Below are 20,792 nucleotides of genomic sequence, written 5' to 3'. Positions count from 1 at the left end.
ACTCGTTTTGCGCCCGACTCATGAATGCCAATTCGACGGCGGACGCTCAACGCTGCTGCGGCAGGACGGCCACCAGCTCGAAGCCACCGTCCTCCGACGACCCGGCGGCCAGCCACCCACCTGCCATCTGCACCCGCTCCGCCAGGCCGGCCAGCCCGGACCCGCCGCTGCCGATCTCGACGGCCGGTCCCTGCCGGTCGGGGGCGCCGTTGGTGACGGCGACGTGCAGCGAGCCCGCACGGAACGCCAGCCGCACCTTGATGCCGGCACCGGGCGCGTGCTTGGAAGCGTTCGTCAACGCCTCCTGGACCACCCGGTAAGCCGCGCGCTCCACCGCAGGCGGCACCGCGTGCGGGTCGCTGATCTCGGAGGAAAGCTCCACATCCACACCGGCGGCGCGTGCCCGCGTGACCAGCTCCGGGATCGTGCTCAACCCGGCCTGCTGCCCGGGCGTGCCGAGCCCCAACGTCGCACGCATCTCGTCCAGCGCCTGCTTCGCCAGCCCGCGCAGCCGCCCGGCGGTGTCCTGCGCACCGGGATCCTCGGTGGTGGCCGCCAACGCCGCCGACTCGATCGCGATCAAGGTCACGTGATGCCCCACCGCGTCGTGGATCTCCCGCGCGATCCGGGCCCGCTCCTCCGCGCGCGCCGTCTCGGCCTTCGCCTGCAGCTCCGCCTCCGTGGCCGCCTCCAGCTTCCGCAGGCTGTCGGCCAGCTGCTCCCGCAACGCCACCAGCGCCCCCAACGCCGTCGGCGCGCCTGCCGCCAGCAGCACGAACGCCACGGTCAGGATGATCGACCCGACCCCCAGCGACTGCATGATCATCACCGGCGCCACGGCGACCGCCGCGGTCAGCAACACCCAGCCGACCAACAACCGGATCCGCGGCTGCGAGCGCCCCAACGCGTACAACGCCACGACCGTCGGCGCCCAACCCAAACCACCGGCCAACGCCGGCATGCACAGCAGCACCGCGATCCGCGGCCACCGCCGCAACGGCAGCAGCGCCGAAGCCACCAAACCGGACACCGTCGCATAACTGAACGGGTCGGGCGCGGCCAGCACGGCGGCCGCCGGAATCCCGACGACCAGCGCCTCGACGCCAAACCTGGACCAGCGCACCGACCTCACCGGAAGCCGCCCGCCACGCGCTGCGCGATCAACGCGGCCTGCACCCGGTTCTGCGCGCCGAGCTTGCTCAACACCGTCGACACGTAGCTCTTGATCGTCGCCTCGGTCAGCCCGAGCCGGACCCCGATGTCGGCGTTGGACCGACCATCCGCCAGCAACTGGAGCACCTGCCGCTCCCGCCCGGACAACCCCCGCACCAGCTGCGTCTCGTGCGTGTTGCCGGACAGGCTGCGGAACCTCGGCAACAACCGCGCGGTGATCCGCGGATCCAGCACCGCCCCACCGGCCGCCAGATCGTGCACCGCCCGAACCAGCACCGCGGGCTCCGCGTCCTTGAGCAGAAACCCGTGCGCCCCGAACCGCAAGGCATCGGCCACGTAGTCGTCCAGGTCGAACGTCGTCAACACCGCCGACGCCGGCGGATTCGCCAGCGTCGCCAAGTCCCGCAACGCCGTCAGCCCGTCCTTGCCGGGCATCTGCACGTCGATGAGGGCGACGTCGACGCGGTACGCGCGCACCGCGGCCAGCAACTCGTCCCCGTTGCCCGCCTCCGCGACCACCCTGATCGAACCGTCACCCTCCAACAACACCCGCAGGCCACGCCGCAGCATCGCCTCGTCATCGGCAAGCACAACGCGGATCGGCCCCCCGCCGTCCTCAGCCCGCACCTCGCGGCCACCTCCCCTGTTCCGAGAGTCGCCAGCAGATTAGCGGGGCCGCGAAAACGCAGCGCACACGCCACCCGAGCGCACTGTGATCAGCGGCGCCCGCCCTTGGCCTTCCGCTCCCGAACCCGCACCGAGATCCGCACCGGGCTACCCACGAACCCGAACGTCTCCCGGAACTTGCGCTCCAGGAACCGCCGGTACCCGGCCTCCAGGAACCCGGTGGTGAACAGCACGATCGTCGGCGGCCGCGACTGCGCCTGCGTGGCGAACAGGATCTTCGGCTGCTTGCCGCCCCGCACCGGCGGCGGGTTGGCCGCGACCAGCTCGGAAAGCCAACCGTTCAACCGGCCGGTGGGGATCCGGGTGTCCCACGAATCCAGCGCCGTGCGCAGCGTCGGGGCCAGCTTCGCCACCGCGCGACCGGTCTTCGCCGACACGTTGACCCGCTCGGCCCACCGCACCCGCACCAGCTCGCGGTCGATCTCCTTCTCCAACTGGTGGCGGCGGTCCTCGTCGACCAGATCCCACTTGTTGTAGGCGATCACCAACGCCCGGCCGGCCTCCACGACCATGGTGATCACCCGCAGGTCCTGCTCGCTCAACGGCTCAGAACCGTCGATGAGCACGATCGCCACCTCGGCCGCCTCGATCGCGGCCTTGGTGCGCAGCGACGCGTAGTACTCGGTGCCGCTGGCGGTCTTCACGCGCTTGCGCAGCCCGGCGGTGTCGATGAACCGCCACACCTCGCCGTCGAACTCCACCAGCGAGTCCACCGGGTCCACCGTGGTGCCCGCGACGTCGTGCACCACGGACCGCTCTTCCCCGGTCAGCTTGTTGAGCAGGCTCGACTTGCCCACGTTCGGCTTGCCGACCAACGCCACCCGCCGCGGCCCACCGGTCGCGCCGAAGATCTCGCGCGGCGTCTCCGGGAACGCCTCCAGCACGGCGTCCAGCAGGTCACCGGAGCCACTCCCGTGCAGCGCGCTGACCGGCATCGGCTCGCCCAGACCCAGCGACCACAGCGAATGCACGTCCGAGACGAGGCGCTGGTCGTCGACCTTGTTCGCGGCCAGTAGCACCGGCCGCTTGGACCGGCGCAGCACCCTGGCCACGGCCTGTTCGGTCTCGGTGGCACCGACCCGGGCGTCCACCACCAGCAGCACCGCGTCGGCGGTGTGCATGGCCAGTTCCGCCTGCGCGGCCACCGACGCCTGCAGCCCCTTCGCGTCCGGCTCCCAGCCACCGGTGTCGACCACCGTGAAGCGACGCCCGTTCCACAACGCGTCGTAGGCCACTCGGTCCCGGGTGACACCAGGGGTGTCCTGCACGACGGCTTCCCGACGACCCAGCAGCCGGTTCACCAGTGTCGACTTGCCCACGTTGGGACGGCCGACCACGGCCAGCACCGGCTGCGGCTTCGACGGCTCCTCGCCCTCGGCCGCTTCGACGTCGTCGAACTCAGCCCACTCGGCCTCGTCGGACCACGTGCCGTCCATGCCTTCCACCGACTCGTCGGTCACGCTCGTTTCCCTCTCGAATAGTCTTGGCTCTGGTCCGCGACCAGCCGATCCAACTCGGCGATCAGCTCGACCAGTTCGGTGCGCACCGCCTCGGTCGCCACGACCAGCCCGGCGCGGCCCTTGCCTGCTGGCAGCGCGATCGGTTCCCCGAACAACACGTCAATCCTGGGTAGCAGCCTACGGCCCGAGCCGTCCGGGCGGCGCGTGCCCCGGCAGGCCACCGGCAGGACCAGCGCCTCCGACGCCCGCGCCAACCACGCCGCCCCGTGCTGCGCGTTGGTCACATCGCCCTCGCCCCGGGTCCCCTCCGGGAACACCCCGACGAGACCACCGGCCCGCAGCACCCGCACCGCCGCCAGCAGCGGGGTGCGGTCCGGCTCACCGCGGCGCACCCCGATCTGCCCGATGCGGCGCAGGAACCAGCCCAGCGCACCGCGGAACATCTCCTGCTTGATCAGGAACACCGCGTTGCGCGGGATCATTCCGACCAGCAGCGGCCCGTCCATCATCGAACTGTGGTTGGCCACCAGCACCACCGGGCCGGTGGGCGGGATCCGCTCCGCGCCGTGGATCCGCACCCGGTACGGCAGCCGCACGATCCGCCGCGAAATCCACTGGCCGAACCGGTGCATTCCACCGGACGCGCCCTCAGGCAGGGTCTCGTCGCTCATGGCGTCGTCCGCTCCGCCGCGACCAGCAGGCCACGGCTTTCCACGTGCTTTTGCAACTGCGCGAGCACCTCCACCACGCCCAGGTCCGTGGTGTCGAGCTCCACCGCGTCGTCGGCCTTGCGCAGCGGCGCCACCTTCCGCCCGGAGTCCAGCGCATCCCGGCGCTGCACGTCGGCGTGGGTCCGGTCCAGGTCACCGGCCCGCCCCTCGGAGACGTCCTGGGCGGTGCGGCGCTGCGCGCGGGCGTGCGCGGATGCCGTCAGGTAGACCTTCAAGCCCGCATCCGGCGACACCACGGTGCCGATGTCGCGCCCCTCGACGACCATGCCGCCCGGCGACACCATCGCCTCGCCGATCAGCTTCCGCTGGTGGGCGACCAACTGCTCCCGCACCTCGGCGACCGCCGACACCGCCGACACCGCGCCGGTCACCTCCGGCCCGCGGATCTCCCGCCCCACGTCCGAGCCGTCCAGGAAGATCTCGGGGCCCTCCGGATCGGTGCCCACCGTCAGCCGTGCTGCGCGCACCACACCTGCCACCGCGGCCGGATCCGACGGGTCGGCATCGGCGCGCAGCACCGCCAGCGTCGCGGCGCGGTACATCGCGCCGGTGTCGAGGTAGGTAGCCCCCAACGCGGACGCCAACTTGCGGGACACCGTCGACTTGCCGGTGCCCGAAGGGCCGTCGAGCGCCACCACACCGCGGAGCCTGGCGTGTGCCACGTGCATGTCCTTCCCGAGCCGGAACCGATCGGCCCGACACCCGGCCGGACCAACCGTCAATTCTGCCTGGTCCGCCCCTGCGGATCCCAATCGCATCCAGATCCATCCGGACCGCGGGACAAATACGAAGGATCTACGAATAAGGTCTTGAGCGTGGATGTAACTGTGACCCCCTTGCCAGGGCTCGGCACGCAGCAAGACTTCACCACCCGATCCGGCCACCGCATCGGCGTGATCACCTACCGGGACGGCCGGTTCGAGCTGATCGTCTCCGACCACGAGGACCCGGACAAGGTGGCCGCATCGGTCGCCCTGACCACCGCCGAGACCAGCACGCTGGCCAACCTGCTGGGCGCCCCGCAGCTGGTCGCCCTGCTCAACGAGCAGCAGAGCGAGGTCGCCGGGATCACCACCTGGCAGCTGTCCGTCGCCCCGGGCTCCCCCTACGCCGGCCGAACCCTCGGCGACACGGAGATGCGAACCCGCACCTCCGTGTCGATCGTCGCAGTCGTCCGGGACGGCACCGCGCACCCCTCACCGCGGCCGGACTTCCAGTTCTCCGCCGGCGACCTGGTGGTGGTCGTGGGCACCGCGAAGGGGCTGCGCGCAGCCAGCGAAATCCTCGAAAAGGGCTGATCCAACCCGTCCCGAACACTTTCCCGGCCACCTGACCGGGACACGCGTCACCAACGGCGGTCCAGCGCGTGCCGATCCCCTGACAACTCCATACGCAGGGCACACGCGAGAGGAAACACGGTGCACGACACGGCGATCTCCCTAATAGAACTGGGTGCGGTTTTCTTCGGTCTGGGCATCCTCGGGAGACTCGCATGGAAAATCGGGGTGTCACCGATCCCGCTATACCTGATCGGCGGGCTGGCCTTCGGCACCGGCGGGCTGATCCCCCTGCATGGCATCGAACCGTTCACCCACCTCGCCTCCGAGATCGGCGTGGTCCTGCTGCTGTTACTGCTGGGCCTGGAGTACTCCGCGGGTGAACTCGTCACCGGCTTACGCCGCTCCTGGCTGGCCGGTGTCATCGACATCGTGCTGAACGCCGTACCCGGTGCGCTGGTGGCCCTGCTGCTGGGTTGGGGTCCGCTCGGCGCGTTCACCATGGCCGGCGTCACCTACATCTCCTCCTCCGGCATCGTCGCGAAGGTGCTCGGAGACCTGGGCCGGCTCGGCAACCGGGAAACGCCGGTGATCCTGTCGATCCTGGTCTTCGAGGACCTGGCGATGGCCGTCTACCTGCCGATCCTGACCGCCGTGCTGGCCGGGGTCAGCTTCCTCGGCGGCCTGACCGCGGTCGGGGTGTCGCTGGTCGTGATCACCCTGGTGCTGGTAGTCGCGCTGCGCTTCGGCAAGTACGTGTCCGCGCTGGTCGACAGCCCCGACCCGGAGGTCTTCCTGCTGCGCCTGCTGGGTGCGGCGCTGCTCGTCGCGGGGATCGCCTCGGAGCTGCAGGTCTCGGCGGCAGTCGGCTCGTTCCTGCTGGGCATCGCGATCTCCGGGTCGACCGCGGCGAACGCGACCCGCATGCTGGAGCCGCTGCGCGACCTGTTCGCCGCACTGTTCTTCGTCGTGTTCGGCCTCAACACCGACCCGAGCCAGATCCCGCCGGTGCTGCCGGTGGCGCTGCTGCTGGCGGTGGCGACCTGCGTGACGAAGGTGCTCACCGGCTGGTTCGCCGCCCGGATGCAGGGCGTCGGCCGGATGGGTCGGCTGCGGGCCGGTGCCGCGCTGGTGGCGCGCGGCGAGTTCTCCATCGTGATCGCCGGGCTGGCCGTCGCCTCCGGCGCGGTGCCGGGCGAGCTCGCCGCCCTCGCCACCGCCTACGTGCTGCTGATGGCGATCCTCGGCCCGGTCGCGGCCCGCGTCGTCGAGCCGGTGGCCCGGATGTTCCTCCCCAGCCAGGCGAAGAAGGCCTGACCGGAAAAGCCTCCGGCCGATCCGAGCGGACCGGCCGGAGGATCCGGAGCAGCTTCAGAGACCCACCGCGCGGTAGAGCGAGCCGATCTCCTGGCCGTTCAACGGCCGGATCGCGCCCGGGCGCTCGCTGGTCAGCCGCACCTCGCCGATCCGCGTCCGCACCAGACGCTGCACCGGGTAGCCGACCTGCTTGAGCAGCCGCCGCACAATGCGGTTGCGGCCCTCGTGCAGCACGATCTCCACCAGCGACCGGTTCTGGTTCATGTCGACCAGCTTGAACCGGTCCACCTTCACCAGACCGTCCTCCAGCTCCACGCCCTTGCCCAGCTGCTGCCCGAGGTCCTTCGGGATCGCCCCCATCACCTCCGCCAGGTACGTCTTGCGCACCTTGTACGACGGGTGCATCAGCCGGTTCGCCAGCTCGCCGTCGTTGGTGATCAGCAGCAGGCCCTCGGTGTCCTGGTCCAGCCGCCCCACGTGGAACAGCTTGCCCTGCCGTTCCCGCAGGTAGTCACCGATGCACGGACGCCCCTTGTCGTCCGACATGGTGCACAGGATGCCGCGCGGCTTGTTCAGCAGCAGGTGCGTCAGATCGTCGTTGACCATCACCCGGTTGCCGTCCACGTGGACCACCGCGGTCGTCGGGTCGACCCGACGCCCCAGCTCGGTGACGACCTCGCCGTCGACCTCGATCCGCCCCTCGACGATCATCTCCTCGGCCGCGCGCCGCGAGGCCACCCCGGCCTGGGACAACACTTTCTGCAGCCGCACGCCTTCGGGGTCGGTAGTGCTGTTGGACGGGGAACGGTGCTCAGACGTCATCAATCGAATCCACTTCGGGCAACAAGGGGGCGAGCGGCGGCAACTCCTTCAACGACGACAGCCCCAGCCGCTCCAGGAACAGCTCGGTCGTGCAGTACAGGATGCCGCCCGTCTCCGGGTCGGTTCCGGCCTCTTCGATAAGGCCGCGCCCCACCAGGGTACGGATGACGCCGTCGACGTTCACACCCCGTACTGCCGCGACCCGCGAACGCGCCACCGGCTGCCGGTACGCGATCACCGCGAGGGTCTCCAGCGCGGCGCGCGTCAGCTTCGAACGCTGCCCGTCCAGCAGGTACCGCTCCACGTACGGCGCGTACTTCTCCCGCGTGTAGAACCGCCAGCCGTCGCCGACCCGCCGCAGGTCAATGCCCCGCTCCGCCTCGGCGTAACCAGCCGAGAGCCGCTGCAGCGCGGACCGGATCCGGGCCACCGGCTGCTCCAGCGTGTCGGCCAGCAGCTCCTCGCCCGCCGGCACGTCGACCACGAGCAGCAACGCCTCCAGCGCGGCATCCAGCGCGGCATCGGAGGTCAGGTCCGGCGCACTCGGCGTCTCCACCGCCTCGGAGTCACCAGCGGCCTCCGACGGCTCCTGCGGCTCAGCGGGCGGCGGGGTCGGCGACTCCTCCGCCGCGGCCTGCGGATCCAGCTCGGTCACCCGTACTGCTTCCTCTGTTCTCGATCAATTTTGATCGAATCGGATATTTCGCTCTCCGCGCAGACACACACCTGACGCTGGAGTCCTGGTCCGGCAGTCTGGACCGAGGCGATCATACGTTCCTGCACGATCTGTTTCACCCTCATGTGTGCAGTGAAGCCGGTCCCCACGCCGAACACCAAGAATGTTCGTACCGGGCACGACTTGTGCCTGGATTGAGTCCGGCAGAGTACGCGATCCGCGTCACTTTCACCCGTACTCCTCTTCTTCCTGGCTGGCGCGTTGCACCTCGGCTTCGACCTGCGCCTGCGTCACGCTGCCGCCCACCCAGCTCACGACCAGCTCGCCCAGCGGGGTCTCCTGCTCGAACAGCAGGACCTTCTCCCGGTAGAGCTCGAGCAGCGCCAGGAACCGCGCCACCACCTCGACGGTGTGCCCGCAGTCCGACACCAGCTCCGAGAACGTCGCGCTGCCCTTCGCCGCCAACCACACCCGCAGCAGCGCCGCGTGCTCGCGGACCGAAACGCCGTGCTGGTGGATGTGGTCCAGCGAAACGGTCGGCGGCGGCTTCGGCCGGAACACCGCGGCCGCGATCTCGGCGAACCGCTGCGGCGAAACCCCGATCACCACTTCCGGCAGCAGGTTCGCGAACCGCTCCTCCACCGACACCGAACGCGGATAGCGCCGCAACGCCCCGGCTTCCAACTCGCCGAACAGCGCGGCCACCTGCTTGTACGCGCGATACTGCAGCAGCCGCGCGAAGAGCAGGTCGCGGGCCTCCAGCAGCGCCAGGTCCGCCTCGTCCTCGACCTCCGCAGCCGGCAGCAGCCGGGCCGCCTTCAGGTCTAACAGCGTCGCGGCGACCACCAGGAACTCGGTGGTCTCGTTCAGGTCCCACCGCTCGCCGAGCGCCTTGGTGTAGGCGATGAACTCGTCGGTGACCTTGTGCAGCGCGACTTCGGTAACGTCCAGCTGGCGCTGCGAGATCAGCTGCAGCAGCAGGTCGAAGGGGCCCTCGAAGTTCTCCAGCCGCACCGTGAACCGGCCGCCTGCGCCGGGGTCCTCGCTCGACTGCTCGGCCGGCACCGCGGGGTCTGTCACTCGCCGGGCTCCTGCAGGCGCCGCACCAGCACCGAGTCCGCGCCGTTCTTGTCGAGGTCGGCGAGCACCACGGCAACCGCTTCGCGCACCACGCGGCCCCGGTCCACGACGATGCCGTGGTCGGCCCGCAACGCCAGCCGCGCCTGCTCCAAGCCCAGCAACTCCTCGTCGGACACGTACACGGTGATCTTCGAATCGTGCTTGCGCCGTCCCGAGCCGGACCGGCCCGCCGCGGGCTGTGCCGCGGGTGCAACCTGCTCCGTCCCCGGCGCATTCGCGTGATCCGTCCGAGGAACAGTAGTACGGAACAGTTCGGCCGCTCCTGGCAGGGCGACCCGACGCGTCATCGGGCGATCACCTCGCGCGCCAGCGCCCGGTACGCCTCGGCGCCGGCCGAGCGGGGCGCCCAGCGGGTGATCGGCTCGCCGGCCACCGTGGTCTCCGGGAACCGCACCGTCCGGTTGATCACCGCATCGAAGACGACGTCGCCGAACGCCTCGACGACGCGCGCCATCACCTCGCGCGAGTGCAGCGTGCGCGGGTCGAACATGGTCGCCAGGATGCCGCTGATCTCCAGCTTCGGGTTCAGCCGCTCCCGCACCTTCTCGATGGTGTCGATCAGCAGCGCCACCCCGCGCAGGCTGAAGAACTCACACTCCAGCGGGATTATCACGCCGTCCGCGGCGGCCAACGCGTTCACCGTCAGCAGCCCCAGCGACGGCTGGCAGTCAACCAGCACGTAGTCGTAGTCCGCCAGCGCCGGCTGCAGCACCCGGCGCAGCGTCTGCTCCCGGCCCACCTCCGCGACCAGCTGCACCTCGGCCGCGGACAGGTCGATGTTGCTGGGCAGCAGGTCCATGCCCTCGACGTTGGTCTGCCGCACCACGTCCTGGATGGCGACCGGCCGTTCCATGATCACGTTGTAGATGGTCTGGTCGAGCTGGTGCGGCTGGACCCCGAGGCCGACCGAGAGCGCGCCCTGCGGATCGAAATCCACCAGCAGCACCCGGCGCCCGTACTCCGCCAGCGCTGCGCCGAGGTTGATCGTCGACGTGGTCTTCCCGACGCCGCCCTTCTGGTTGCACATCGCGAGCACCGCTGCGGGACCGTGCCGGTCCAGCAGCGGCGGCTCGGGGATGTGCCGACGTGGCCGGCCAGTGGGACCGAGGCCGCGCGAGTTCGGCGCGAGGCCGACCTCCTCGCGGCCCGTCGTCTCCGGGGCGATGCTCAGGTCGACCGCGCCCCGGGGCCGCCCTTCGGCGGCGGGCTGCGGCAGCGACATGGCGATCTGACTCCTTTTGGTGCCCGTGGCGATCAAACGCAGCCTAAGTGGCATTCGTTACCAGCGGCAACGCGCCTCGCCGTGGTGTCGGATGTTCCCTGTGATCTGCGTGTGATCAACGTCTACCGCGTGCACCACCCGCTCGCATTCGCAGCGTCACCAAGTCACTCCGTAGCGTGTGCGCGGGGGTGCGTCGTCGCGTAGACCTCCCGCAGCGTGCTCACCGTGATCAGGGTGTAGACCTGGGTCGTCGTGACCGAGGCGTGGCCCAGTAGTTCCTGCACCACACGGACGTCCGCGCCGCCCTCCACGAGATGCGTGGCGAACGAATGCCTAAGCACGTGCGGCGAAACCGAGACGTTGATGCCGGCGCGCTGCGCGGCGGTCTTCAACGCGTTCCACGCGCTCTGCCGGGAAAGCCGGGTGCCGCGCGAATTCAGGAACACCGCGGCACTACCGCGCCCGCGCGCGGCCAGGCCAGGCCTGGCCCGCACCAGGTACGCGTCCAGCGCCGCCAGCGCCGGTCGGCCGATGGGCACCAGCCGTTGGCGGCCGCCCTTCCCGTCCAGCAGCACGGTCCGGTTGGTGCCGTCGATGTCGTCGAGGTCCAACCCGACCGCTTCGGAGATCCGCGCTCCCGTCGAATACAGCACTTCCAGCAGTGCCCGGTCCCGCAGGCCCCGGGCATCCTCGCCCCCGGCGTGATCGAGCAGCTTCCCGACGTCGCCGATAGAAAGCGCCTTCGGCAGTCGCTTCGGCGGGCTCGGCGGCGCGACATCGCGCGCGACGTCGACCGGCAGCAGCCCCTCGGCGTGCGCGAAGCGGTGCAGGCCGCGGGCAGCCACCAGGGCCCGGGCCGACGACGACGGCGCCAGCGCGGGCCGCTGCTCGGTGCCTTCCCGGAGCTCCGCCAGGAACCCGGACAGGTGCTCCGAACGCACCTCGGCGAGCCCGGAAATCCCCGCCCCGACCAGGAATTCGGCATACCGGCGCAGGTCCCTGGCGTAGGAGTCGAGGGTGTTGCGGGCGGTGCCGCGCTCGACGGCGAGGTGGTCGAGGTACCCGGTGATCGCCCCGCGCAGGTCCGGCGGCAGCTCCTCGAAACCGTTCACCGGGCGGCGAAGCGCTGGGGCCGGTCCAGCCATTCGGCATCCGCCGGGCGAGGCTCCACCCCGCCCTCGCGGACCGCGTGGGCGGCGAGCAGCCCCGCCACCCCGGGGCCGTTGACGATCTCCCCGGCCAGCGCCATCCGCACCGCCTCGACGAGCGGGAAGCGCCGGATCAACAGGTCCGCCTCCTCGTCCCCGACCGCCGCCGGACGGTCCACATCGGACAATCCGGTGCCCAGGAACACCCGCACGCATTCGTCGGTGAAACCGGGCGAAGTGGCCACATCGACCAGCACCGACCAGTCCCGGGCGGCGATCCCGGCCTCCTCCGCGAGCTCCCGCTGCGCGGTGCGCACCGGCTCCTCCCCCGCCACGTCCAGCAGCCCGGCCGGCAGCTCCCAGAGCCGCCGGCCGACCGGATACCGGTACTGGTGGACGAGCACCACCTGGTCGTCCTCGTCGAGGGCCACCACCGCGACCGCGCCGAGATGCTCGACGACCTCGCGGCGCGCGTGCCCGCCGCCGGGCATCCCGACCTCGTCGGCCCGCAACGCGAGGATCTTTCCCACGTAGACGTCCTCGCTGGCCAGGGTGGTGAATTCGTGCTCGCCGTTGGTGCGAGCGACGCCGTTGTCCGTCGTGTCCACGCCGCCCACCCTAGAAGAGGCCGTTGTCTTCTTAGCGGCGAAGCCGCCTGGCCCGCCCTCGCAACCGGCGCCGTTGCGGGTTCACCGGCTGTACCCGCCCGCAGAACGGGCCTGGAAACGGCCTTCGAACCCGCCGATCACCCGCCGATCACGCGCTGGGCGCGGGTTCCTGGACGGGCTCCAGCTCCACGGGCAGCCGCTCCGCGGCGCGGTAGTCCAGGGCCGCCTTCACGAACGCCGCGAACAGCGGGTGCGGACGGGTGGGGCGGCTCTTGAGCTCCGGGTGCGCCTGGGTGCCCACGAAGAACGGGTGCACGTCGCGCGGCAGCTCGACGAACTCCACCAGCCGGTCGTCCGGGGAGGTCCCGGAGAACACCAGGCCCGCCTTGCTCAGCCGGTCCCGGTAGGAGTTGTTCACCTCGTAGCGGTGCCGGTGCCGCTCGGCGATCTCGGGGGAGCCGTAGGCCTCGGCGACGATCGAGCCGGCCAGCAGCTTCGCCGGGTAGGAACCCAACCGCATGGTGCCGCCCATGTCCCGGTCACCGGAGATCACATCGTGCTGATCGGCCATCGTGCTGATCACCGGGTGCTTGGCGGGCTCCTCGAACTCCGTGGAGTTGGCCCGCTCCAGCCCGGCCAGCGACCGCGCCGTCTCGATCACCATGCACTGCAGGCCCAGGCACAGGCCCAGGACCGGGATGGCGTTGGTACGGGCGTAGCGGATCGCGCCGAGCTTGCCCTCGATGCCGCGCACCCCGAAGCCGCCCGGGATCAGCACACCGTCCATTCCGGACAGTGCCTGGGCCGCGCCCGCCTCGGTCTCGCAGCTGTCCGAGCCGACCCAGGAGATCTCCACCTTCGCCCGGTGCGCGAAGCCGCCGGCGCGCAGCGCCTCGGTTACCGACAGGTAGGCGTCGGGCAGGTCGACGTACTTGCCGACCAGCGCGATCCGCACCCGCTCGGACGGGTTGTGCACCCGGTCCAGCAGATCGCCCCACACCGACCAGTCGACGTCGCGGAACGGCAGCCCGAGCCGCCGCACCAGGTAGGCGTCCAGGCCCTCGCCGTGCAGCACGCGCGGGATGTCGTAGATCGACGGGGCGTCCGGGCAGGCCACGACGCCGTCCGCGTCCACGTCGCACATCAGCGCGATCTTGCGCTTGAGGTCCTCCGGCAGGTCCCGGTCGGCCCGGCACACCAGCGCGTCGGGCTGGATGCCGATGTTGCGCAGCGCCGCCACCGAGTGCTGCGTCGGCTTGGTCTTCAGCTCGCCCGAGGGCGCCAGGAACGGCACCAGCGAAACGTGCAGGAAGAAGCAGTTGTCCCGGCCGACGTCGTGCCGCACCTGGCGGCAGGCCTCCAGGAACGGCAGCGACTCGATGTCGCCGACCGTGCCGCCGACCTCGGTGATCACGACGTCGGGGGTGCGGCCGTCCTCGTCCGGTTCGGCCATCGCCCGGATCCGGGCCTTGATCTGGTCGGTGATGTGCGGGATCACCTGCACGGTGTCGCCCAGGTACTCGCCGCGGCGCTCCTTGGCGATGACCGTCGAGTACACCTGGCCGGTCGTCACGTTGGCGTTCTTGGTGAGGTCCCGGTCCAGGAACCGCTCGTAGTGCCCGATGTCGAGGTCGGTCTCGGCGCCGTCCTCGGTCACGAACACCTCACCGTGCTGGAACGGGTTCATCGTTCCCGGATCGACGTTCAGGTAGGGGTCGAGCTTCTGCATGGTCACCCGCAGACCGCGGGAGGTCAGCAGCTCGCCCAGGCTGGACGCCGTGAGCCCCTTACCCAACGAGGAGGCCACGCCCCCCGTGACGAACACGTGCTTGATCGTGCGTGCTTGCGGCACCAACAAAAGCTCCCCGTGGTCAAGCCGTCGCCTGGCTGGATTTCTGCGCTGGCAGGACGGCAGGATCCGTCGCTCCCACGGAATTCCAGCCTAACGCACGACCATCGGGGCGTGCACCGAGACCCGCCCCTACCGGTCCGGCCGGCCGGGCGGGTCAACCGCCATCCGGCGGCCTACCCGCGAGTCGCCGGTACCGGCCCTTGGGCGCTGCCGGCGACGCCGTAGTGCCCCGCCTGCCCATCTGCCTGCTCCCGCAGCGCAAGCACGACCACCACCCGCCCCGAGCTGCTGTCCAGGTCGTCGACGGTGGACAGCGCCGACGCCATCGCCGGATCCGCGCGGACCACCCCGACCGGCCCGGTCCCGTCGGCCGAACCGGCGCCGCCGGCGAGCACCGCGCCCTGACCTGCCCGGTCGACCTGGGTCGCGAAGCGGGCCAGCGTCGCGGCCTTGTCCCCCGCGCTGTCGCCCTCGATCCGGCCACCGGTGAGCACCACGGCGAGCCGCGCGGGCCGCAAGCCCTCCGAGGCGGTCGCGAAGCCGCCGCCGGCCAGGCCCGCGAACGCCGCCGCCCGCTCCTGCTCGCCGGTCTGCGGCTGGCCGGTCTGCGGGTTCAGCAGCGCAAGCGGCCCGATCAGGCCACCGGCCAGGGTTCCGGGATCGGCCGCCGTGGGCAGCTGCACACCGGCGGGCAGCAGTTCGGTGACCACGTCCCTGAGCTGGTCCGCCCGGCTCGGGTCGGCGAAGGCCTGCCCCAGGCGCACCTCTCCGGTGACGTCCGCGCCCGCCGCGCGCAGCAGCTGCGCCACCGCGTCGCGCTGCTGCTCGGAGGCGTCCGCCGAGGTGATCAGCACGACGCTGCGCTGTGCCAGCTGGCCCTGCACGGTCAGCGGCCCGACCGCCGCGTTGAACCGGTCGGCGGCCGCGACCTGTGCCTTGAGCGCCGTCCGCTCGGCGTTGAGGGCGCCGACCTGCCCCTGCAACGACTGCCGCTCGTTGCCCACGCCCGCCAACAACCGGCCGCTGAGCGACGAGGAGCCGACGAGGACGCCCACGGCCAACGCCAGGAACACCGCGGCGATCGACACGATGTGGTACCGCAACGAGATCACGTGAAAAGCCCCTTGAGATAGCCGAACACGGAGTCGCCGGTGTCCGCGACCACGGTCAGGAAAGCGGTGCCCAGCCCGGAGACCAGCAGCGCCACGACCGCCACCAGCAGCACCGAGAGCACCAGCAGCACGATGGCCCCGACGGGCGTCCGGCTGCGCTGGAGCGTGGCCACCGCCGCGCCGTCGATGACCTTGCTGCCCAGCCGGAGCCGGGTGAGGAACGTCGACGGGTTCGAGCCGGAGCGCCCGCGGTCGAGGAATTCGCTCAGCGTCGCGTGGAACCCGACCGTGATCACCAGGCTCGCCTTGTGCGCGTCGGCGAGCAGCAGCGCGAGGTCCTCCGGGTTCCCCGACGCGGGGAACGTCACCGCACCGACCCCGAGGTCCTGGATGCGTTCCAGGCCGGGCGCGTGCCCGTCGAGGTGGGCGGGGATCACCATTTCAGCGCCGCACTTGAGGGTGGCGGTGGCGATGCCGTCCGGGTCGCCGACGATGACGTCCGGCTTGTGCCCGGCCTTGCGCAGCGACTGGGCGCCGCCCTCCACCCCGATCAGCACCGGCCGGTACTCCCGGATGTACTTCTTCAACCGCTGCAGGTCGTCGGCGTGGCCGTACCCGGGCGCCACCACGAGCACCTGGCGGCCCTCCATCGACGAGCTCAGCTCGGGCACGCCGACGCCGTCGAGGATCAGCGTCCGCTCCTTGCGCAGGAACTCGATGGTGTTCGCCGAGAACGCCTCCAGCTGAGTGGACATCCCGGCCTTGGCCTCGATGAGCAGGTCGGCGACGGAGTTGGCGTCCTGCGCGGTCCCGCGTCCGATCTCCCGGTCCCCGACGAACACGCCGCCGTCGTGCAGCCGGATCTTCGCGCCGTCCTTGACCCGGTGCACGAGCTCGGGGCCGACGCTGTCGACCAGCGCGATGCCGGCCGACAGCAGCACTTCGGGACCGAGGTTCGGGTAGCGCCCGGAGATCGAAGGAGCGGCGTTGACGACCCCGACCACCCCGGCCGAGACCAGCGCTTCGGCGGTGCGCCGGTCCAGGTCCGCGTGATCGATCACCGCGATGTCGCCGGACCGGACCCTGCGCAGCACATCACCCGAACGCCGCTCGACCCTGGCGATCCCGGCCACACCGGGCAGGTTTACCTGCTGACGGGCAAGCAGACCGCTGAGTTTCATGCACCGATGGTGACAAACCGATCACCTGTCGTTGGTACGCCACGCCGATATGACTGGCCCGACAGCAGCAGAATCTGTTGGGCCGAATGGCCTACTTCCCGCTGCGTTCCCGCTTCTTCGGCGCCGGCTTGCCGCGCCGCCGGAACCGGGCCTGCGCCAGCTTGTAGGCCGTCGCGGTGTCCAGCAGCTCCTCCGCGTGAGCCCGGCCGGTCTCCGTGGAGTCCATCCCGGCCAGCATCCGCGCCAGCTCGACGACCCGCCGCTCGTCGGCGACCACCCGCACGTCGCTGCGGGTCAGCCCGCCGTCGGCGGCGCCCTTGTCCACCACGAGGTGGCGGTCGGCGTACGCGGCGACCTGCGGCAGGTGGGTGACGACCACGACCTGGTGGGTGCGGGCCAGGCGGGCCAGCCGCCGCCCGATCTCCACCGCGGCCCGGCCGCCGACCCCGGCGTCGACCTCGTCGAACACCAGCGTCGGCACCGTGTCGGCGTCGGCGAGCACGACCTCCAGCGCCAGCATCACGCGGGACAGCTCACCGCCCGAGGCGCCCTTGTGGATCGGCAGCGCCGGGGCGCCGGAATGCGCAATCAGCTGCAGCTCGACCTCGTCGACCCCGTCCGGGCCCGCGTGCAATGTGCGGCCCTGCACGGGCAGCGCGTTCGGGTCGCCGGGATCGACCTCCTTCGGCTGGACCACGACCTCCAGCCGCGCCTGCGGCATCGCCAGCCCTTCCAGCTCCTCCGAAACCGCCGCGGCGAGCCCAACGGCGGCAACCTTGCGGGCCGCGGACACCGCGACGGCGTGTTCGGCGAGCTCGGCGGCCAGCTCGGCGCGCCGCGCGGCCAACGCCGCCACCGCCTCCTCGGAAGTGTCCATTCCGGACAGTCGGCTGCGCGCTTCCTCCGCCCAGGCCAGCACGCCGTCGACGTCCGCGGCGTACTTCTTCGTCAGCTGCTTCAGCTCCGCCTGCCTGGCCAGCACCTGCTCCAGCCGGGCCGGGTCGGCGTCCAACCGGTCCAGGTAGCCGCCGAGCTCGCCGCCCACGTCGGCCAGGACCGCGACGGCCTCCGCCACCCGCGGCTCCAGCTCCCTCAGCACCGGGTCATCGGCGCCCCCGAGGCGCCGCCGGGCCTCCCCGATCAGGCCGATCGCGCCAGGCACGTCCAGGTCGCCATCGGCAGAACCGGTGAGCGCCAGGTGGGCGCTCGTCGCGATCTCCCGGAGCTGGTCGACGTCCGCGAGCCGCCGCGCCTCGTCGACCAGCGAGGCATCCTCGCCGGGTTCCGGGGCGACGGCCTCGATCTCGGCCAAGCCGTGCCGGAGCAGCCCCGCTTCCCGGGCCAACTCCCGCGAGCGGGCGGTGCGCTCGGTGAGTTCCCGCACCGCGCCGGCCCACTCCGCGCGGACCCGCTGGTAGTCGGCGAGCACGTGCAGCACGGGTTCCCCGGCAAACCGGTCCAGCACCGCGCGCTGCTCACCGGACCGCAGCAGCCGCAGTTGATCGTTCTGCCCGTGCACCGCGAGAACCTGCTCCGCCAGCTCGGACAGCACGGCGTTGGGCACCGAACGACCACCGAGGTGTGCCCGCGAGCGGCCGTCGGCACCCACCGTCCGCACCGCGATCAGGCTGCCGTCCTCGTCCGGCTCGGCCCCGGCATCGGCGGCGACCTTGGCCGCCGGCGAGTCGATCGTGGTCTGGAACCGGCCCTCCACGACGGCACGCTGCGCACCGGACCGGACCCGCGAGGCATCCGCCCGACCACCGCCGAGCAGGTGCAGCCCGGTGACCACCATCGTCTTACCGGCGCCGGTCTCACCGGTGACCACGGTCAGGCCGGCATGCAGTGCGAGCGTGGCGTCGTCGATGACGCCCAGTCCCTGGATGCGCATCTCCGCCAACACATCAAGCACCCTAGCGGCATCGCCCGACCCACGGATCCCCACTGGGGTGATCAGCACTCAACCGAAATTTGTGGCGGGCTTGCATAGCGGTGCGGGTCCTCCGGGCGCTAGCCGGCTTTGGCGGGGCCGCGCCAGCCCTGTACCGGGAGCTCGAACTTGCGGACCAGACGGTCCGTGAAGGCCGTGTCGTGCAGCCGCACCAGGCGCAGCGGCGTCTCCCCCGCGACCACCTCGACCCGCGCACCCGGCGGCAGGTCGAACTGTCGTTGCCCGTCGCAGAACAGCACCGCGTGGTGGCCGTGCTGGTCGATCTCCAGCGCCACCAACGACTTCTGCGACACCACCAGCGGGCGGGCGAACAGCGCGTGCGCGTTGCTCGGCACGACCAGCAGCGCCTGCACCTCCGGCCACACCACCGGGCCACCGGCGGAGAACGCGTACGCCGTGGAACCGGTCGGGGTGGAGCACAGCACGCCGTCGCAGCCGAACGCCGACACCGGGTGACCATCGACCTCCACGACCAGGTCGAGGATCCGCTCCCGGCTGCTCTTCTCCACGCTCGCCTCGTTGAGCGCCCAGGTGCGGACCAGGACCTTGCCGTCGAGCTTCGCGGTGACCTCGATGGTCATCCGCTCCTCGACGTAGTAGCGGGACTCGACCACGGCGGCCACCGCCTCGTCGAGCGCGTCGGAATCGGCCCCGGCCAGAAAACCGACCCGGCCGAGGTTCACCCCGAAGACCGGCACGTTGGCCAGCCGCGCGATCTCCGCGGCGCGCAGCAGGGTACCGTCACCACCCAGCACCAGGACGAGCTCGGTGCCCACCGCCGCCTCCGGGCCGGGCTCGACCACCTGGAGGAAGCAGTCCGGGCTGAGCTCCGGCGCCTCCTCGGCGAGCACCCGCACCCGCAGGCCTGCGTCGATGAGCTGACCGGCGACCTTCTCCGCGGTGCGCATGTTGTGCTGCCTGCCGGTGTGCACCACCAGCAGCACCTCTCGGGTCAACTGCACTCCTTAAAGCTTTCAGCCGCTTGCGGTGTGGGGCTGGAACAATCAGTTACCGGTGTAAGCCTTTGCCTGAAGTTTGCGGCCCCTGCCGCACCGCGTCCACCACGAGCGCTTCCGCCGCGTCCGCCCCGGTGCTCGATCCCGGGCGCAGCCAGGCGAAGTACTCGACGTTGCCGGACGGACCGGGCAGCGGGCTGGCCACGACGCCGCGCAGGCCCAAGCCGAGTTCTGCCGCGAACCGCACGACCTCCAGGACGGCTTCGGCGCGCAGCTCGGCGTCGCGTACCACGCCACCCGAGCCTAGCCGCTGCTTGCCCACCTCGAACTGCGGTTTGATCATCGGCACCAGATCGGCTTCCGGCGAGGCGCACGCGAGCAGCGCCGGCAGCACCAGCTTCAGCGAGATGAACGACAGGTCGGCGACCACCAGATCCACCGGGCCACCGATATCCTCGGGGGTCAACGACCGCACGTTCGTCCGGTCGTGGATCCGCACCCGATCATCGGTCTGCAACTTCCAGACCAGCTGCCCGTACCCGACATCCACGGCCACCACCTCGCGCGCGCCCCGCCGCAGCAGCACATCGGTGAACCCGCCGGTGGACGCGCCCGCGTCCAGGCAGCGCCGATCGGCGACGGTCAGCCCCTCGGGCTCGAACGCCTCCAACGCCCCCAGCAGCTTGTGCGCGCCGCGCGAGGCCCAACCCGGATCGTCGACGTCCTCGGCAACCACCACAGGCGCGTCGATCTCGACCGCGGTCGCGGACTTGCGGGCCACCATCCCGCGCACCGTCACCCGGCCCGCGGCGACCAGTTCGGTGGCGTGTTCGCGGGACCTGGCGAGCCCGCGACGAACCAGTTCGGCATCCAACCGCGCCTTGCGTGGCACTACCGTCAGCTGCTTCCTACTCGTTGTTCATACTTGCTCGAGCAGGACAATTCGCTCTCCGTCCCGCGACACCGTGACTGGAGTCCAGGCTGGGCAGTCTCAGCCGGTCGCTCATCGTCCCGCAAGCTGCGGTGATGGCTACGTCCCGTTCATCTCCTGGGGAGCCCCGCGCTAACGGTGACGCACCAACCTCAGCCGATGCGTGTGATCCCCGGTTCCAGAACGGGTCGCCACCGGGAACATCCCGGCACCTGGAATCCTACTCGATCTCTTCAGCTGTGATCAAACACGCGAAAGAAAATCGCTACTAGTCAGCTCCTCCTGTGTGCACTCGTTGCGGAGAGGAGGTTGTCGGCCTTCGACAGGGCGTCGGTGAGCGCGGCGTGCACCGCCTCGAACCGCCCGACGTGCTCGGCCACGGGCAACTCCCGCACCTCGTCGAGCTCGGCCACGGCCGCCGCGATGGCGTCGATCGCCGGTTGACCGTCGTCGGCCGGGCGCGCCAGCATCGCGGGATTCGGCGCCTGCGGCCCCTGCTGCCACGGAGAGGTCATCCGCTCCTGCTCCCATCGATCACGCCGCGACCG

General features: G+C 71.0%; 21 protein-coding genes. 2 read left to right on the top strand and 19 right to left on the bottom strand.

The genetic code is table 11. From position 1 onward, the window contains the following. Positions 1 to 46 precede the first annotated feature (46 nt). From DL519_RS42260 to cmk, 5 genes are all read right to left on the bottom strand, one after another. Positions 47 to 1,123 carry a sensor histidine kinase gene (locus DL519_RS42260; protein ID WP_223840113.1) on the bottom strand — a complete coding sequence of 359 codons (1,077 nt, stop codon included), beginning with the start codon at positions 1,121 to 1,123 and terminating at the stop codon, positions 47 to 49. A gap of 5 nt (positions 1,124 to 1,128) precedes the next feature. Further along, complete coding sequence (locus DL519_RS42255; RefSeq protein WP_190823338.1) at positions 1,129 to 1,800, bottom strand: response regulator; 672 nt, start codon at positions 1,798 to 1,800, stop codon at positions 1,129 to 1,131. Between the two features lie 89 nt (positions 1,801 to 1,889). Continuing rightward, positions 1,890 to 3,320, bottom strand: a complete 1,431-nt coding sequence (gene der, locus DL519_RS42250) for a ribosome biogenesis GTPase Der (protein ID WP_263399775.1) — start codon at positions 3,318 to 3,320, stop codon at positions 1,890 to 1,892. Then, positions 3,317 to 3,991, bottom strand: coding sequence for a lysophospholipid acyltransferase family protein (locus DL519_RS42245; RefSeq protein ID WP_190823336.1), 675 nt, complete (start codon positions 3,989 to 3,991; stop codon positions 3,317 to 3,319). The genes der and DL519_RS42245 overlap by 4 nt, the downstream gene beginning before the upstream one ends. Further along, on the bottom strand, positions 3,988 to 4,719 hold the full coding sequence (cmk, locus tag DL519_RS42240; protein WP_190823334.1) for a (d)CMP kinase: 732 nt from the start codon (positions 4,717 to 4,719) through the stop codon (positions 3,988 to 3,990). Before cmk ends, DL519_RS42245 begins: the two co-directional genes overlap by 4 nt. A gap of 147 nt (positions 4,720 to 4,866) precedes the next feature. On the opposite strand from cmk, the gene DL519_RS42235 reads away from it, so the two are divergent. After that, positions 4,867 to 5,349, top strand: a complete 483-nt coding sequence (locus tag DL519_RS42235; protein ID WP_190823332.1) for a cation:proton antiporter regulatory subunit — start codon at positions 4,867 to 4,869, stop codon at positions 5,347 to 5,349. A gap of 120 nt (positions 5,350 to 5,469) precedes the next feature. After that, positions 5,470 to 6,645 (top strand): cation:proton antiporter, encoded by a 1,176-nt coding sequence (locus DL519_RS42230; protein WP_190823330.1) that lies wholly within the window; start codon positions 5,470 to 5,472, stop codon positions 6,643 to 6,645. A gap of 54 nt (positions 6,646 to 6,699) precedes the next feature. Here the strand turns inward: DL519_RS42230 and DL519_RS42225 are convergent, their stop codons facing one another. The 14 genes from DL519_RS42225 to DL519_RS42160 form a co-directional block, all read right to left on the bottom strand. After that, on the bottom strand, positions 6,700 to 7,467 hold the full coding sequence (locus tag DL519_RS42225; protein WP_190823328.1) for a pseudouridine synthase: 768 nt from the start codon (positions 7,465 to 7,467) through the stop codon (positions 6,700 to 6,702). After that, entirely contained in the window at positions 7,457 to 8,122 is a 666-nt protein-coding gene (gene scpB, locus DL519_RS42220; RefSeq protein WP_190823327.1) for an SMC-Scp complex subunit ScpB, read from the bottom strand. The genes DL519_RS42225 and scpB overlap by 11 nt, the downstream gene beginning before the upstream one ends. A 249-nt stretch (positions 8,123 to 8,371) precedes the next feature. Continuing rightward, positions 8,372 to 9,223, bottom strand: a complete 852-nt coding sequence (locus tag DL519_RS42215; RefSeq protein ID WP_190823324.1) for a segregation and condensation protein A — start codon at positions 9,221 to 9,223, stop codon at positions 8,372 to 8,374. Further along, positions 9,220 to 9,570: a hypothetical protein gene (locus DL519_RS42210; protein ID WP_190823322.1), complete on the bottom strand. Its 351-nt coding sequence runs from the start codon at positions 9,568 to 9,570 to the stop codon at positions 9,220 to 9,222. The genes DL519_RS42215 and DL519_RS42210 overlap by 4 nt, the downstream gene beginning before the upstream one ends. Beyond that, on the bottom strand, positions 9,567 to 10,505 hold the full coding sequence (locus DL519_RS42205; RefSeq protein WP_190823321.1) for a ParA family protein: 939 nt from the start codon (positions 10,503 to 10,505) through the stop codon (positions 9,567 to 9,569). Before DL519_RS42205 ends, DL519_RS42210 begins: the two co-directional genes overlap by 4 nt. A gap of 164 nt (positions 10,506 to 10,669) precedes the next feature. Next, positions 10,670 to 11,650 (bottom strand): site-specific tyrosine recombinase XerD, encoded by a 981-nt coding sequence (gene xerD / locus DL519_RS42200; RefSeq protein ID WP_223840112.1) that lies wholly within the window; start codon positions 11,648 to 11,650, stop codon positions 10,670 to 10,672. Continuing rightward, positions 11,614 to 12,270, bottom strand: coding sequence for an NUDIX domain-containing protein (locus DL519_RS42195; protein WP_190823319.1), 657 nt, complete (start codon positions 12,268 to 12,270; stop codon positions 11,614 to 11,616). Before DL519_RS42195 ends, xerD begins: the two co-directional genes overlap by 37 nt. Positions 12,271 to 12,409: 139 nt before the next feature. Continuing rightward, the gene (locus DL519_RS42190) at positions 12,410 to 14,113 is read right to left on the bottom strand and encodes a CTP synthase (protein WP_397545025.1); all 1,704 of its coding nucleotides are present in this window, start codon (positions 14,111 to 14,113) and stop codon (positions 12,410 to 12,412) included. Positions 14,114 to 14,286: 173 nt separating this feature from the next. Then, positions 14,287 to 15,225, bottom strand: a complete 939-nt coding sequence (locus DL519_RS42185) for a copper transporter (RefSeq protein ID WP_190823315.1) — start codon at positions 15,223 to 15,225, stop codon at positions 14,287 to 14,289. Further along, positions 15,222 to 16,406, bottom strand: a complete 1,185-nt coding sequence (gene steA, locus DL519_RS42180; RefSeq protein ID WP_190823313.1) for a putative cytokinetic ring protein SteA — start codon at positions 16,404 to 16,406, stop codon at positions 15,222 to 15,224. Before steA ends, DL519_RS42185 begins: the two co-directional genes overlap by 4 nt. Before the next feature lie 91 nt (positions 16,407 to 16,497). After that, a complete protein-coding gene (gene recN, locus DL519_RS42175; protein ID WP_190824552.1) occupies positions 16,498 to 18,309 on the bottom strand; it encodes a DNA repair protein RecN in 1,812 nt (603 codons plus the stop codon). Positions 18,310 to 18,416: 107 nt separating this feature from the next. Then, the gene (locus DL519_RS42170) at positions 18,417 to 19,313 is read right to left on the bottom strand and encodes an NAD kinase (protein WP_190823311.1); all 897 of its coding nucleotides are present in this window, start codon (positions 19,311 to 19,313) and stop codon (positions 18,417 to 18,419) included. A 52-nt stretch (positions 19,314 to 19,365) separates the two neighbouring features. Beyond that, a complete protein-coding gene (locus DL519_RS42165) occupies positions 19,366 to 20,205 on the bottom strand; it encodes a TlyA family RNA methyltransferase (RefSeq protein WP_223840110.1) in 840 nt (279 codons plus the stop codon). A gap of 311 nt (positions 20,206 to 20,516) precedes the next feature. After that, entirely contained in the window at positions 20,517 to 20,759 is a 243-nt protein-coding gene (locus DL519_RS42160; protein WP_223840109.1) for a hypothetical protein, read from the bottom strand. Between the last annotated feature and the right edge of the window lie 33 nt (positions 20,760 to 20,792).

The organism is Saccharopolyspora pogona (assembly GCF_014697215.1).
In the GTDB taxonomy this organism is placed as follows: Bacteria; Actinomycetota; Actinomycetes; order Mycobacteriales; family Pseudonocardiaceae; genus Saccharopolyspora; species Saccharopolyspora hattusasensis.
Note: the sequence above shows the minus strand (reverse complement) of the source record. Positions and strands in the feature narration are given on the sequence as shown.